Below are 15,592 nucleotides of genomic sequence, written 5' to 3'. Positions count from 1 at the left end.
AGAGTGACATCATGGCTTTGCATCATTTTCACTTAAAAGCTGACTGGCCAGGTGGAAGGAATGAAGTCGGCTACATCGAGTCAGAAAAATTGAAAACAAAAATATCGATCCCGAAAGAGATGGATGGTCCAGATATAGGAACCAATCCAGACGAGATGCTTCTCGGAGCGGCGGCTACCTGTTATATCATCAGCCTCGCTGCTATGATTGAAAGGGCAGAGCTGCCATTAAAAGAAATGGATATGCAGTCAGAAGGAATTGTGGATGTGACTGATGGAGTCTTCACCTATCAAAAAATTATCCACAGACCGAGAGTGGTCCTGCGCGCGGAAGCGGTTGAAAAGGATTTATCCAAACTGAATCGCCTTGTTGATAAGGCTGAAAAGAGCTGCATGATCTCAAAAGCGATTCAGGGAAATGTTGAACTTGAAATGGAAGCAGACACAAGCATTGCTAAATGACAAAAAGGACGGCCTCCTATGGTGGCCGTCCTTTTTAGTGCTCATCAAGCTGATGCAAGAATGAAGTTATTTGTTTAATAAATACACACGCGATTCAAAAGGTTTAAGTGTAAAACTCGTTTCATCCACATGTTTATCTACTATGAGGTTTGACAGAATTAAATCTTTCGAGTTCAGCTTGTAAGAGGACTCGAATGCCGCTGTGTTTTTCGTCAAGTTTGCAATCACTATAGCGGTTTTACCATCAAGTGTTCTTGTATAAGCATAAATCTGTTTGTCGTCCGGGAGAATCAACTCATACGTCCCATAAGTGAACAGGTCATACTGTTTCTTCAGACGAATCATCTCTTTATAATGATTCAGAATGGAATGTGGGTCATCCTGTTGGTCTGCGACATTGATGGTTTTATAGTTTGAATTGATTTTCATCCACGGCGTACCACTAGTGAATCCGGCATTTTCCTCATGACTCCATTGCATAGGCGTCCGGCTGTTATCCCTGGAAGTATTCCAAAGAATCTGCATGATCTCTTCATGGGACATGCCTTGTTCTTTTTTCGTCTTGTACAAGTTCTTCGCTGCCACATCATCATAATCTTCAATAGATGGGAAGGCCACATTTGTCATGCCAATTTCCTGTCCCTGATATATATATGGTGTTCCCTGCATGAAGAAATACATGGTTGCAATGGACGTTGCACTTTCGCGCCAGTAGACTTCGTCGTCGCCCCATGTGGATACTACACGGGCTTTATCGTGGTTTTCTACGAACAGAGCATTCCATCCGTCTCCTTCTAAAGCTTTTTGCCAACGTGTGAGGACTTTTTTCAATCCTGGGATATCCAACTGTTGTTCTGCATCCTGATCCCAAAGGTCCAAGTGTTCAAATTGAAAAATCATGTCCATCTTTCCGTTATCTCCGACCCAGAGGTCTGCCTCATCGGCACTAACACCATTGGCTTCACCGACGGTCATGACGTCATAATTGCTGTACGTTTCGTCTTTGAATTCTTGTAAGAATTCGTGGATGCCTTCCTGGTTCATATGCATATCGAAGGAAGAAACGTATTTCTCTTTCTTTGGGTTTGGCATATCAGGGAAGTCCGGGCGTTTTTTAATGTGACTGATTGCATCAATGCGGAACCCATCAATCCCTTTTTCCAGCCACCAGTTGACCGTATCATACAACGCTTCACGAACCTCAGGGTTTTCCCAGTTCAGATCAGGCTGTTTGGTGGAGAATACGTGCAGATAATATTGATCTGTTTTCTTATCGTACTGCCAGGCGGAACCGTCAAAGATACTTTCCCAGTTGTTTGGCTCTGCACCGTTTTTTCCGTCACGCCAAATATACCAGTCACGCTTCGGGTTATCTTTAGTGCTCCTTGATTCAATAAACCATGGGTGCTCATCACTTGTGTGGTTAAGAACGAGGTCAATGATCAGTTTCATGTCCCGCTTGTGGACTTCCTGAAGCAATCGATCGAAATCTTCCATTGTACCAAATTCTTCCAATATGTCTTGGTAATCGGAGATATCATAGCCATTGTCGTCTTTTGGAGACTTGTACATTGGGCAGATCCAAATAAAATCGATTCCCATTTCTTTAAGGTAATCCAATCTGTCGATCATTCCTTGCAAATCACCGATTCCGTCACCGTTCGAATCTTGAAAGCTACGAGGATAGACTTGATACCCCACGGCTTCCTTCCACCATACACGTTCCATAATATTCCCTCATTTCGTTCTGTTTATAGTTGTCGATTCCAATTATATGCAACCGATTGCGCATCTTGTTAAAAAATAAAACTTGATATTCATTCCAAGTTTTTATAGGTTTGTTATTTTTTAAAGGTTCTATAGAGATTTGTGCAAACGTTTTCCTAATGTTATCTATATTAGACGATTTTATTTGTTTTTACAATAGGGATTGTAATGAAAATTGAAAATAGAAGAGTTCATTTGAATTGCACTTCCAAAACAAATCCGATATGATTTAAAGTGTAACGAATAATTAAATATCGTAAACCTTCGGGGTCGGGTGAAAATCCCAGCCGGCGGTAATGAGCATATGCTCCGAGCCCGCGACGGAGAATCAGTGTTTGGCACGGTTCTCCCTGATTTGGTGAAACTCCAAAGCCGACAGTTAAAGTCTGGATGGGAGAAGGTTGTAGAAACGTAAAGGTACAAATACTACTAAAGCAATCCGTGTACCCTTTTTTAGGTGTACATGATTTACGTTTAACGACCCTGGAGAAGTCTGTCTTCTTCAGGGTTTTTTATTTTTCCTGGACTTAATGAAAAGGAGGTGGAGGTCTTGGATCGGGATGAAAGATACATGAGAATCGCGATAGACATGGCGCGGGAAACGGTTGGTCAAACAAGTCCGAACCCTTCTGTTGCTGCGATTGTCGTTAAGCATAATCAGATCGTGGGTGTAGGTGTGCACGTCAAGGCAGGAGAACCTCATGCCGAAATTCATGCGCTTCGTATGGCAGGCGAGAAGGCGAAAGATGCTGAGATTTATGTCACGCTCGAACCTTGCAGTCACCATGGGCAGACCCCCCCATGTGCAGAAGCAGTCATCGAAGCTGGCATAAAGAGAGTCGTGGTTGCATCCAATGACCCTAATCCTAAAGTGTCCGGCAGAGGGATTCGAATGATGAGAGAACGTGGTCTTGAAGTGAAGACAGGAGTGTTGAAAAGAGAAGCGGATGACATGAATACTTCCTTTTTTCACTTCATTCAAAAGAAAGAACCTTATGTCCGCTTAAAGACAGCAATGAGCCTGGATGGGAAGATTGCCACGTCTACAGGTGAGAGTCAGTGGATTACAGGAGAGGAAGCACGGTTGGATGGCCACCACTATAGGCATCGCTCTGATGCGATACTAGTTGGAATTAACACGGTGCTCATGGATAACCCTAAACTGACGACGCGTATAGAAGGTCAAGGCCGTCACCCGAAAAGGATCGTCCTTGATACCCATCTTAGAATACCGCCTTCTTCTCAGTTGATTCAGGACGACTCGGCACCAACGTGGATTTTCGTAGGGAGTCGTGTAAAAGAAGAAGAGATGAATCTCTATAAAAACCATAAACACGTAACCGTCATCCAGCTTCATAATGAACAGGTTTCCATAGAAGAAGTTCTGCGGTATTTAGGTGAACAAAAAGTCACTTCTCTGCTTGTTGAAGGAGGAGCCACGATTGCTGATGCCTTCGTAAGGGCAGGAAGAGTGGATGAAACGGTAACGTATATGGCCCCTAAGTTAATCGGAGGGAAAGAAGCATTGACGCCTGTAGGCGGTAAAGGAATAGAGCAATTAAAGAATGTAAGCTCCTTTGAAATTGTCTCGACTGAAAAAATGGGAGATGACATTAAAATTGTTTCCGTTAGAAAAGGAGAATCTTAATGTTTACTGGGATTGTTGAAGAAATAGGAACATTAAAATCAGTAAAAAATAAAACAGAAGCTCTCGAAGTGAACATTTCAGCCAAAGAAGTATTATCAGACGTCAAATTAGGCGACAGTATTTCCGTCAATGGCGTGTGTTTGACTGTAACTAACTATACGGGGCAGACGGTCTCTTTTGATGTGATGCCTGAAACTTACAGAGCTACGAACATCCATGAACTGCAGCAAGGAGATCCGGTTAATTTAGAGCGGGCAATGGCTGCGGGTGGACGTTTCGGGGGACACCTGGTATCCGGGCATATTGACGGAACGGGCAGAATTGTATCCAAAAAGCCTGAATCCAATGCCGTTTATTATGAAATTGAACTACCTGAAGAACTTATTCATTATTTCGTTTATAAAGGTTCCATCGCTGTAGACGGCACTTCCCTGACGGTATTCGGTGTTGATGACTCCAAAGTGACGATTTCACTTATTCCTCATACGATGGAGCACACGGTGCTCGGCGCAAAAGGACCTGGAGACAGTGTGAATATAGAGTGCGACATGATCGGAAAGTACGTCGCTCATTTTTTGAGCGGACAAAATAAAGAAGAGCCAAAGTCGAGACTGTCTAAACAGTTTCTTTCCGACAACGGCTTTGCATAAGAGGGTGAAATGATGTTTGATTCCGTTGAAAAAGCGATTGAAGATTTAAAGCAGGGGAAACTCGTCATTGTATGCGATGACGAAGATCGTGAAAATGAAGGAGACTTAATAGGGATTGCGGAGTACGCATCACCTGAAATGATCAATTTCATGATCAAGCATGGTCGTGGACTTGTCTGCGCACCGATTACTAATGAGCTGGCTCAGGACTTAGAGCTGGTGCCTATGGTCGATAATAATTCAGACCCAAATCAAACCGCCTTCACTGTAAGTATCGATCACAAAGATACAACAACGGGAATATCTGCGGATGAACGGGCATTGACAATTAAGGAGATGTTGAATCCCGAGACGACGGCAGCGGACTTCCAAAAGCCGGGGCATATCTTTCCTTTAATAGCTAAAGAAGGCGGCGTCCTGCGTCGAGCGGGGCATACGGAAGCTTCCGTTGACCTTGCCAAGCTTGCTGGAGCACGTCCGGCCGGGGTCATTTGTGAGATCATTAAAGACGATGGAACAATGGCCCGTGTGCCTGATCTTCGAAAGATGGCGGATGAGTTCGATCTACCAATGATCACGATTGCAGACCTTATACAATACCGCCATAAAAAAGAGAACCACGTCAAACGCGAAGTGGAAGTGAAAATGCCGACAGAATACGGAGATTTCCGTGCGATCGGTTTTTCCAATGATATTGACTTTAAAGATCATATCGCACTCGTCAAAGGGGAAATCAATCCGGAAGAGCCAACGCTTGTCCGTGTCCACTCTGAATGTTTGACCGGAGATGTGTTCGGTTCCTACCGTTGTGATTGTGGTCCGCAGCTGCATAACGCACTGAGACAGATTTCTGAGAACGGAAGCGGCGTCCTTTTATATATGAGACAGGAAGGCCGTGGCATTGGACTAATGAATAAACTTCAAGCCTACAAACTTCAGGAAGAAGGTTTAGATACGGTCGAAGCGAATGAAAAGCTAGGGTTCGGTCCAGATTTAAGAGATTACGGTGTCGGCGCACAGATCCTTAAAGATCTCGGAATTACAAAGCTGCGACTACTTACGAACAATCCGAAAAAGATCTCGGGGCTAGGCGGTTTTGGGCTGGAAGTCGTAGATCGCGTTCCAATCCAAATGGAATCGAGAAAAGAAAATGAAAGATATCTAAAAACGAAGCAATCGAAAATGGGACATTTATTTCACTACTAGAAGGGATGAAGAAAACATGGTAAAAACGATAGAAGGTAATCTTGTAGGCACAGGGTTGAAAGTAGGAATCGTCGTAGGTCGTTTCAACGATTTCATTACAGGAAAGTTATATGAAGGCGCGGTGGATGCGTTCAAGCGTCATGGCGTTGAATTGAATGATGTTGAAGTTGCTTATGTACCAGGAGCCTTCGAAATTCCACTCGTGGCTAGCAAAATGGCGAACTCAGGAAAGTACGATGCGGTCGTTACCCTTGGAGCGGTGATCCGCGGTTCCACCCCTCACTTCGATTATGTATGTAATGAAGCGGCTAAAGGAGTTTCGCAGGCTTCGCAACAAAGTGGTATTCCAGTGATCTTCGGAGTCATCACGACAGACACGATCGAACAAGCGATTGAGCGTGCGGGTACGAAGGCAGGAAACAAGGGCTGGGAAGCAGCTACTGCAGCCATTGAAATGGCAACCCTACTGAAAAACTTCGAATAAATGAGGGGAGCTGACCAGGGTGCTGGTCAGCTTTTTTTTGAGCGGAGGGTCTTCCGATGTGAGAATGCCCGTTTACTCATAAACACCAAAGTACGAATAAGGTGATGTCCACATGTGGACAAGTGGTTGGCTGTAGTTTATATCCACAAGTAAAAAGGAAGGGTAAAGAATGAAGGAGGGAGAAGGGTGCCAAGAAGAGCTGTATGGTTTAGGCGGGATTTAAGGTTGACTGACCACACCGCTTTAGCGAAAGCGTTAGAACATACCGAAGAAGACGATGATATTTTACTGTTTTTTCATATCCATCCATCCTTAAATGAATCATTTACACCGAGGCATGATTATTTTTTCCAAACATTAAAGGGTCTTGTAGACAGGGCAGAAGAATTAAAGGCTCCGATTCACTTCATTCATGGAGATACCGAAGAGGCGTTTGAACATCTCCTGAAGGATTTAAAAGTGGATATGGTTTATTTCAATAGAGATGAAGTCGGATTTGGAAAAGACCGCGATGATGCGATTTCTGAATACTTATCGCGGAATGAGGTGAAAGTTCATTCATACATCGATCACCATCTTCATGGGGCCGGTGAAGTGAAGAAAAATGATGGAGGATTTTATAAGGTTTTCTCTCCCTATCTAAAGAAGTGGAAGCAGCTTCAGAAGCCGTCCATTCAGAAGGTGGATCTTGATCTGTTATCTGATTCCGCCCTGGATGAGCGGGAGGCATTTTCTGATGGACGTAAAGCATATGATGATTTGATCAAAAAAATAGACGGCTCGTATGACGGAGTCGGAGAAAAAGACGCGCTCGAAAGATTGGAACATTTTCTGGATGAGGACATTTACGATTATGATGAGCGGCGGGACTTTCCTGCTCTTGATGGGACGAGTCTAATGTCGCGTTTTCTTCGTACAGGGGCGATATCGATCAGAACCATCTATCATAAAATCGAAGAGGATGTAGATTACAGAAAAAATACATCAGGGGTCGACACGTACATTTCTGAGCTTGCCTGGCGGGATTTTTATAACATGATCTACCATTCCTATCCTGATGCCATTTCCACAGAAATGGTGGAAAAATACAGAGGGATTCCGTGGAACAATGATGATGAATTGCTTGAAAAATGGAAAGAAGGTCAGACAGGGTTTCCGCTGATTGATGCCGCAATGCGCCAATTAAATGAAACGGGTTGGATGCATAATCGTTTGCGGATGGCAGTCGCCTCATTTTTAACGAAAGACCTGCTTATGGATTGGCGGGAAGGGGAACGATACTTCTCTGAACGACTGGTGGACTATGATCCAGCTTCAAACATAGGGGGGTGGCAATGGGCCGCCTCTACGGGAACGGATCCTGTCCCTTATTTCCGCGTCTTCAATCCGACTCGGCAGTCCGAGCGGTTCGACCCCCATGGCCGTTTCATAAAAGAGTGGCTCCCTGAACTTGAAAACGTGAATAAAAAACACATCCATGAGCCATCTAAAATGACAGAAGAAGAGCAGGAGGAGGCGGGGTGCATAATCGATGAAGATTATCCAGCACCGATTGTCGATCATAAAACGATGAGAGAACGAGCGATTGAAATGTTTAAAGATAAAGCATGAAGCCGTTCGTTCTAGGAAACATAACCATAGTATGAAATAATAGACAGAGAATGAAGAAGTTGGAGGGTCAGATATTGAGTAATCATCAAAAACAATTAGAAAAGTATGCCGATCTTGCTTTGAAAAAAGGTGTGAATCTACAAAGAGGACAAGGGTTGATTATCAATGCTCCTATTGAAGCAGCAGAGCTCGTCCGCACGATCTCAGCGAAAGCTTATGGCAGAGGAGCGAAGAATGTTCATTTGGAATGGAATGATGAAGTGCTCAGTTTCATGAAAATGAAGAACGCCCCTATGGAAGTGCTCGAGAATTTCCCTAAATGGAAAGCGGAAGGCTTGGAAGAGATGGTTAAGGACGGCTATGCGCTTTTATCCATTTACGGACCTAATCCTGATTTATTCAAGGGCATCGATTCAGAGCGGATTGCTAAGGCGAATAAAGCCAGTGGAGAAGCTCTCACGCAGTATAGAGACTATATTATGAACGATAAAACCACATGGTCGATCATTGCCTACCCACAAGAGGCATGGGCTCAAAAAGTGTTCCCTGATCAATCCCCTGAAGAAGCGCAGGACAAGTTGTGGGAACAAATTTTCCATATTACACGAATTGATCAGGAAGATCCGATCCAAGCATGGGAAGAGCATAACGAAAAGCTTCGTCAGGCTCGCGAGTACCTGAATCAGAAGCAATACAAAAAGCTTCACTATAAGGGACCTGGCACAGAATTGTCCATCGAGCTCGTACAGAACCACATTTGGCATGGCGGTTCGACGACTTCAGAAAAAGGGACGGAATTCAACCCGAACATTCCGACAGAAGAAGTGTTCACCATGCCTCACAAAACAGGGGTCCAAGGAAAAGTGACGAGTACAAAACCTCTCAATTATGGAGGCAACCTGATCGAAAACTTCACGCTGACGTTCGAGAATGGAAAAGTCGTCGACTATCAAGCGGAATCGGGAGAAGAGACGTTAAAACATCTGCTTGAGAGTGATGATGGAGCGAAACGTCTTGGCGAGGTTGCTCTTGTTCCAAATGAATCTCCAATTTCTAAATCAGGGCACATCTTCTATAACACGCTTTATGATGAAAATGCTTCCTGTCATCTGGCTTTAGGAAAAGCTTACCCGACCAATATCCGTGGAGGATCATCCTTCAATAAAGAACAAATGGATTCCCATGGGGTCAATGACAGTTTGATTCATGAAGATTTCATGATGGGTTCCGAGGAGCTGGATATTGACGGTGAAACAAAAGAAGGTGAATTTGAAGCGATTTTCCGTAAAGGTTCATGGGCGATCGACTTCGAATGATTCCAGCGAGGCATCCGTAGAGGGTGCCTCTTTTTTAGACGTAACAATTCATAACAGAAGATAACAATTGGTTTACATATGGTTTAAAAATGAATAAAAGTGCCTTAAAAAGTACAGGAATGTGGTAAACATGAGGTAGAGGATTAATCGATAATGAAGGGTGAGACAACATGAAACGTGATGCCTTTTTTGATAATGCCAAACTCGTTCTTATTTTTCTCGTCGTCTTTGGTCATATCATTCAGCCGTTTACAGACGGATCAAGGCCGATGTACACATTATATACTTGGATTTATACGTTCCACATGCCTGCATTCATCTTTCTCGCCGGGTTCTTTGCAAAAGGGTCAGGAGAGAAAGACTACATCTTACAATTAGCGAAAAAATTGATCTTGCCTTATCTTATTTTCCAACTTGTTTACACGGGATACTATTTCTTCATTGGAAAAGGAGCGACCTTGAGCGGGATTTTCTATCCTCACTGGTCTCTATGGTTCCTGTTCAGTTTGTTCTGCTGGCACATCCTGCTGTATTGGTTCAAAAAGATCCCTCCATTCCTAGGAGTGGCCATTGCTGTGCAAATTGGTGTGCTCGTTGGGTACTTCAGTGACATCGGTCATCATTTCAGCTTGTCCCGGACGTTCGTTTTCTTCCCGTTTTTCCTAGTGGGGTATTGGTTGACAAAGGAACACGTCCACAAATGGAGAACTCGTCGAGTAAGAGAAGTAAGCCTTGTGGTGATGGGCATCGTTGCTTCCGTCATCGCACTATTTCCGGAATTCAGCTCAGGCTGGCTCCTGGGCTCTAAATCGTATGAAGTACTGGGAAGCCCCGAAATGGGAGGCGTGTTCCGCTTAGGTGTTTATGTTCTTGCCGCCGTTATGACCATCAGTGTCCTTGCTTGGATTCCGAACACCCAATACCGTCTCACTTACCTGGGCGGAAGGACGTTATATGTTTACTTGCTGCACGGGTTCTTCATTCAATTTTTCCGTCAGGCCGATTGGTTTAAAGTTGACCATGTGTTTGATGTCTTAGGTCTTGCAATTGTAGCTGCAGCGATTGTGTATGTTTTGTCGAGCGGAATCATCCGCACTCTGACGCAGCCATTTATAGAGGGGCGCATACAGCTCTTGAGGAAATGGTGGCACCGGATCAATCATAAAGATTCCTTTCAGTCCTAAGAAGGGATTCCCTCCTTTTCAGAGAATGTTTAAGTAGAAATAAAAGGAGGGGAATCCTGGTGAAAGTCATGTCAATGAAGGATTGTTCGTTTGAAGATGCCCTTACATCATGGAATGAGGGGTTTCAAGATTATTCGGTCCAAATTCAAATGGATTTGGATGGATTTTTAAAAATGATGAGTTCTAAACGATTGTCTCCTGCTTATTCATTCATCGTGTACGATGGGGATCAACCTGTAGGAATCGTTCTAAATGGGATTCAAGAAATCGTTGGAACAAAAACCGCATACAACGGAGGGACAGCTGTACATCCTTCGTATCGTAAAAGAGGAGTGGGACGCTTGCTGGTTCACTCCTCTTTGTCTATGTATGAAAAAGAAAACGCCTCTCTAGCCACACTAGAAGCGATATCAGATAATCAATCTGCTATCGCTTTATATGAAACTTACGGATATAAGGTCGTGGATCATTTACATATCATGAGATCCCCGGCAGGAAACATTGGAGAAACCCTGAGCCATTTGGAATCCATCGATGAACGTATCTGGAATGAACAAATAACCAAAGGGGAATATCCATGGCAGAATCAACCCTTTTCCATAGAGGGAAAGGAGTTTTACAAAGTCACGGATGGTGTGGCAACCCTTGGTGGTCTGATTTTCACTCGGAATGATAGTGGGAAGATCACATTATTTCAGATGCAGTCTAAAAACAAGGGGGAAGAATGCCTGAAAACGCTTCGTTCAAGCTATCCCGATGCGATCATCACTGCTTTTAATATACCTGAAAGTAACCCAGCCTATGAAGTGTTGAAGCAAGGAGGGTTTGAAACGCAATTGCAGCAGGTTTGGATGAAGAAAGTATTGTGATTGAAATGACTTCAGTTGTAAATAATAGGAGGGATATGTACAAGGAGGTTGCTGATCATGGATCAAAAGATATTAATGATTGTGACGAATGCGGACCAATTGGGCGGAAAACATGAAACAGGACTATGGCTGCAGGAATTTGTGGAGCCTGCAACGGAAATTCAGGAAGCGGGGTATGAAGTCGTAGCAGCCAGCCCCAAAGGAGGGCGTCCTCCCATCGATCCGAACAGCTACAGCAATAGACTGCCAAAGGTTTGGGATGGCGTCATGGAACCAATCAATAAGACAGTTCCTCTAGCGGAAGTAGACCCAACAGAATTTGCTGGAATCTTTCTATGCGGAGGACACGGGACGATGGTCGACTTTCCGGAAAATGATGAGCTTGAAGAATTACTCCGACACTTCTTAACAGAAGGAAAAGTCATTGGTTCCGTATGTCACGGTCCGGCTGGCTTTGTAGGTGTGGAAGACCATAATGGCCAGCCGCTTGTGGAAGGGAAAAAAATCACCGGCTTTACGAATGAGGAAGAAAAAGATACAGGGCTCGATTCGGTTGTCCCCTTTATGCTTGAGGATCGTTTGAAGGAAGCTGGGGCAGAGTTTGATTCTGGTGAAGCCTACTCTGATCACGTCGTCAGTGACGATCCCTTCGTCACCGGACAAAACCCACAGTCTAGCCTCTCAACCGCACAGAAAATGCTGGAACTCCTAAAAAACCGCTAAGCCCCTAAAAGCTTAGCGGTTTTTTTCCATATAGGATCCCAATTGTGGAAGACTCAGTTTTGAGATAACCGGGGTCCGTTTGCCGAGTTAAAAGTCAGGGGTGTTTGGGAAGCCACTCGCTTTCCTGTGGGGGAGTGGCGAGCTATTCCCCGTAGCCCCCGTCCGCTCAATAAAAGTCTCGAAACTGAGTCTTCCACAAACCTGCCGTTTACTTCAAGGAATGGAGATTTTGTGGGGGATATAAAAAAGCACTTCCTCGTTGGAGGAAGTGCTTTTTCTTTAGAATAATAGATGTGCGATTAGAGTGATAATCGGCAGTGTAATGATTGTTCTTAGAAGGAAGATGATGAATAGGTCCTTAATATTAACCGGAACTTTAGAGCCCAGCAATAGACCACCAACTTCAGACATATAGATCAATTGCGTGACAGATAGAGATGCAATGATAAAACGGGTCATTTCACTTTCGATAGAGGAGCCGATGATCGCAGGGAGGAACATATCGGCGAAACCAACAAGGATGGTTTCGGAAGCTTCCTGTGCATAAGGAACCTGCATCAGCTCAAGTAGTGGAATAAACGGCATGCCGATCCATGTGAAAAATGGAGTGAATTCGGCAATCACGAGCGCAATGGTACCCAGCGCCATAACAATTGGGGCTACTCCCATCCACATATCCAGGATGTTCTGGCTTCCTTGCTTCAGAAAGTTCCCAATTCCCCTTGCCTTGCTGCCTCGTTCTACGGCTTTTGTATAACCATAGGTAATCAAGTTGTGATGTTCTGGTACTTCTTCTTTTTGATCGCTTGGTTCTTCCGTTACATACGTATCTGCTTTTCTAGAAAGAGGTGGGATTCTCGGCATAATCAAAGCGGCGATGAAGCCTGCGATCGCTACAGTCAAGTAAAACTGACCGAACATATCGCCAAGACCGACCTCTTGAATGACTACAAGGCTGAAGGTGATGGATACGACGGAGAAGGTTGTCCCGATGACAGCCGCTTCCCGCTTCGTATAATAACCTTCTTCGTATTGTTTACTTGTAAGAAGGACACCAATGGTTCCATCTCCTAACCAGGAGGCTAAGGAATCGATGGAAGAACGTCCCGGCAATCGGAAAAGGGGACGCATGATTTTGGTTAAAATGACCCCGAACAGTTCAAGTAGTCCGTAGTTCAAAAGCAGTGGTAAAAACAGTCCAGCAAATAGAAAAACGGCAAAGAGAACATGCAGTAGGGAATCAAGAAGCAAGCCACCTGTGTTTGGACTTGTGATCGCTTCAGGTCCGATTTGGAAGTAAACCATAATGGCAAAAATCATACCTAATAGGCGAGTAACCACCCATACCCGTGGAACAATAAATAGAGACTGGAAAAATGGTGATCCATTCAGAGCTTCTTTGCCAGCCGCTTTTGCTATGACAGTCCCAATGGCTGTAATGGAAATAATGATCGTCATGATCAAGGATAAATAGTCGGCAAGCCACGTTTCCACCCAACCAGCAAGAATTGCAATTGGAATGGTTACGGCCCCGTCATCCCCGAAGATCGGAAACATGAATAGGAATATTCCGATCAAGGATGGAATTATGAACTTTAAGTGTGATGATGCTTTGAAGTCTTTCGCTCTCATCCAAAATCTCTCCTGACGTTGTCTGATTTTTTTATTTATAAATGCTTGAGAATAATTATGCAACACTATTTATTCTATTACGTTTTCCTTCAAAAACCAATAGGAAATTTGTAGATGATCAGCGAATGGTGTTTATGAAAGTAGAAATTGAGGAACGTTTGCTAGTACTTGTATTTGTCAGAAAGGGGAGAAAGAAATGCGGCATTTCCCTACACCGAAAGTCGTTGTCAGTCGTTGTCTTGAATTTGCAGAAGTCCGCTATAATGGGGCTGTAATTCCAGATAAAGCCGTGCAGCGTATGCAGTCCCATGTGGAATTCATACCCGTATGTCCTGAGGTTGAAATCGGGCTTGGTGTCCCACGTGATGTCATTCGTATTGTGGATGGGGAAGAAGAACAACTCGTCCAACCAAAGACAGGGGAGAACCTTACGGATACAATGAGAGAGTTCTCTAAAGGATTTCTTGACCATTTAGACGATGTGGATGGTTTTTTATTGAAGAACCGCTCACCCACGTGCGGCATGCATGACGTAAAAGTTTATCATAGTGAAGGGAACTCCCAAGTGGTGGGGAAGACTTCAGGTCTTTTTGCCCAAGAAATCCTTCATCGTCATGGGGGGCTGGCCATCGAAGAAGAAGGCAGATTAAAGAACTTCACATTGAGACATCACTTTTTGACGAAGTTGTTTACTTTAGCTGACTTCCGTGAGGTGAAGAAGGAAGCGGGCATGAACGGGCTGCAACAATTCCATGCCCGCAACAAATATCTATTCATGGCTTATCACCCAGGTACGCTAAAAAAACTGGGACAAACAGTCGCGAACCATGATCACCTTGATTATGAACATGTCATAGAAAATTATGAGCCATTGCTCCATCAGCTGTTGGAGAGACCTGCAAAACCGACTGCTCATGTGAATGTTTGTCAGCATATTGCAGGGTACTTTAAAAAAGAATTGTCTAAAGAGGAGAAAGAAAACTTCCAAAGCCTCTTGGAACAATACAAAGAAGAGAAAGTTCCCTTAAGTGCTGTGTTGAGTGTGTTAAATTGTTGGGTTGCCCGTTTCCAAAGTGAGTACCTTAGTCAGCAGACCTATTTTGAACCTTATCCGCTAGAGCTTGTGGAAATTTCCGACTCAGGGAAGGGGAGGGCCTATTCCTGAATCAGCCGACATAGGTTTTTAAGATTCGGTCTACCTGTGATCCATACATCTCTCCAAAGATATTGAGGTGGACGAGTAAGTAGAAAAGCTGATAGATGGGTTTGGTATCTTGATAATCATCAGGAAGCTCGAAATACGCGTTGTACTGATCTAAAAAGTTGGATGGGAACCCACCGAACAGCTCGGTGAAGGCAAGCTCAAACGCATGGTCTCCGTACAGGATAGATGGGTCGATTAAAACAGGATCTCCCTCACGAGAGGTCATCCAATTCCCGCCCCATAAATCACCATGCAGAAGGGAGGCTTTTGGTTTTTCTGGAATCATCTCTTCGACCAGGTCCATCAGCCTGTTCAACCTTTCTTCGCGACGTCCTGAAATTGTCCCTTTGGCCACTCCTGTTTCCAACTGTCCACCTAAACGATAACGGCGGTAGTACTCTGTCCAAGTTGAGCACCACTCATTTTGTTGATTCAGTTCACCTACGAACGTCGGTTTTCCGTACCCGTACTTTTCTAAGGTATGCTGATGCATGTGAGCCAAGCTCTTTCCGAGGGAGGGGGAAGCATCGGGAGAACCTCTTTCGATCCATTCCATGACAAGAGCGGCTTTTTCATCACCATCAGGGCAATCATAATGGAAGACTTCAGGAACTCGGATCGCACCTGTTTCTTTGATCAGACGTAATCCCTCGGCTTCCGCCTGGAAAAAGTGCCTCGCCACTTTTTCGTTGATTTTAATAAAATAAGGACGATGATCTGTTTCTACATAAAAAGACTGATTGATATCTCCTCCGCTCACAGGTTTAATGGAATGTACGGTTGAGGTGTCGTTGACTTTTTCTAGTGTTTTACGAATAAAAAGCTCCATGGAATCCC

General features: G+C 44.2%; 14 protein-coding genes and 1 riboswitch. Of the genes, 11 read left to right on the top strand and 3 right to left on the bottom strand.

What is annotated here, in order from left to right:
• The first annotated feature begins 11 nt into the window (after positions 1–11).
• Positions 12–461, top strand: a complete 450-nt coding sequence (locus tag K2225_RS09640; protein WP_220584533.1) for an OsmC family protein — start codon at positions 12–14, stop codon at positions 459–461.
• A 66-nt stretch (positions 462–527) separates the two neighbouring features.
• On the opposite strand, the gene K2225_RS09635 is transcribed toward K2225_RS09640, so the two are convergent.
• Complete coding sequence (locus K2225_RS09635) at positions 528–2,189, bottom strand: glycoside hydrolase family 13 protein (protein ID WP_220584532.1); 1,662 nt, start codon at positions 2,187–2,189, stop codon at positions 528–530.
• Between the two features lie 295 nt (positions 2,190–2,484).
• Positions 2,485–2,634, top strand: a riboswitch (FMN riboswitch).
• A gap of 165 nt (positions 2,635–2,799) precedes the next feature.
• On the opposite strand from K2225_RS09635, the gene ribD reads away from it, so the two are divergent.
• The 9 genes from ribD to K2225_RS09590 all read left to right on the top strand — a co-directional run bounded on the left by ribD (position 2,800) and on the right by K2225_RS09590 (position 11,919).
• Positions 2,800–3,876 (top strand): bifunctional diaminohydroxyphosphoribosylaminopyrimidine deaminase/5-amino-6-(5-phosphoribosylamino)uracil reductase RibD, encoded by a 1,077-nt coding sequence (gene ribD / locus K2225_RS09630; RefSeq protein ID WP_220584913.1) that lies wholly within the window; start codon positions 2,800–2,802, stop codon positions 3,874–3,876.
• Positions 3,876–4,526, top strand: a complete 651-nt coding sequence (gene ribE, locus K2225_RS09625; RefSeq protein WP_220584531.1) for a riboflavin synthase — start codon at positions 3,876–3,878, stop codon at positions 4,524–4,526. Before ribD ends, ribE begins: the two co-directional genes overlap by 1 nt.
• 12 nt (positions 4,527–4,538) lie before the next feature.
• On the top strand, positions 4,539–5,732 hold the full coding sequence (locus K2225_RS09620) for a bifunctional 3,4-dihydroxy-2-butanone-4-phosphate synthase/GTP cyclohydrolase II (protein ID WP_220584530.1): 1,194 nt from the start codon (positions 4,539–4,541) through the stop codon (positions 5,730–5,732).
• 16 nt (positions 5,733–5,748) lie between these two features.
• On the top strand, positions 5,749–6,216 hold the full coding sequence (ribH, locus tag K2225_RS09615; RefSeq protein WP_146815208.1) for a 6,7-dimethyl-8-ribityllumazine synthase: 468 nt from the start codon (positions 5,749–5,751) through the stop codon (positions 6,214–6,216).
• A gap of 186 nt (positions 6,217–6,402) precedes the next feature.
• On the top strand, positions 6,403–7,827 hold the full coding sequence (locus tag K2225_RS20200; RefSeq protein ID WP_220584529.1) for a cryptochrome/photolyase family protein: 1,425 nt from the start codon (positions 6,403–6,405) through the stop codon (positions 7,825–7,827).
• Between the two features lie 74 nt (positions 7,828–7,901).
• Positions 7,902–9,143 carry an aminopeptidase gene (locus K2225_RS09605; protein WP_220584528.1) on the top strand — a complete coding sequence of 414 codons (1,242 nt, stop codon included), beginning with the start codon at positions 7,902–7,904 and terminating at the stop codon, positions 9,141–9,143.
• Between the two features lie 170 nt (positions 9,144–9,313).
• Entirely contained in the window at positions 9,314–10,327 is a 1,014-nt protein-coding gene (locus tag K2225_RS09600; RefSeq protein ID WP_220584527.1) for an acyltransferase family protein, read from the top strand.
• A 68-nt stretch (positions 10,328–10,395) separates the two neighbouring features.
• Positions 10,396–11,196 (top strand): GNAT family N-acetyltransferase, encoded by an 801-nt coding sequence (locus K2225_RS09595; protein ID WP_255574451.1) that lies wholly within the window; start codon positions 10,396–10,398, stop codon positions 11,194–11,196.
• A gap of 57 nt (positions 11,197–11,253) precedes the next feature.
• Complete coding sequence (locus K2225_RS09590) at positions 11,254–11,919, top strand: type 1 glutamine amidotransferase domain-containing protein (protein ID WP_220584525.1); 666 nt, start codon at positions 11,254–11,256, stop codon at positions 11,917–11,919.
• Between the two features lie 279 nt (positions 11,920–12,198).
• On the opposite strand, the gene K2225_RS09585 is transcribed toward K2225_RS09590, so the two are convergent.
• Positions 12,199–13,551 (bottom strand): YjiH family protein, encoded by a 1,353-nt coding sequence (locus K2225_RS09585; RefSeq protein ID WP_220584524.1) that lies wholly within the window; start codon positions 13,549–13,551, stop codon positions 12,199–12,201.
• 196 nt (positions 13,552–13,747) lie between these two features.
• On the opposite strand from K2225_RS09585, the gene K2225_RS09580 reads away from it, so the two are divergent.
• Positions 13,748–14,716 carry a YbgA family protein gene (locus tag K2225_RS09580; RefSeq protein ID WP_220584523.1) on the top strand — a complete coding sequence of 323 codons (969 nt, stop codon included), beginning with the start codon at positions 13,748–13,750 and terminating at the stop codon, positions 14,714–14,716.
• 1 nt (position 14,717) lies between these two features.
• On the opposite strand, the gene K2225_RS09575 is transcribed toward K2225_RS09580, so the two are convergent.
• Positions 14,718–15,584: a fructosamine kinase family protein gene (locus K2225_RS09575; RefSeq protein WP_220584522.1), complete on the bottom strand. Its 867-nt coding sequence runs from the start codon at positions 15,582–15,584 to the stop codon at positions 14,718–14,720.
• Between the last annotated feature and the right edge of the window lie 8 nt (positions 15,585–15,592).

Origin of the sequence: Halobacillus sp. Nhm2S1 (genome assembly GCF_019599545.1) — a bacterium.
GTDB lineage: Bacteria > Bacillota > Bacilli > Bacillales > Halobacillaceae > Halobacillus.
This window is presented reverse-complemented; position numbering and strand designations above follow the sequence as displayed.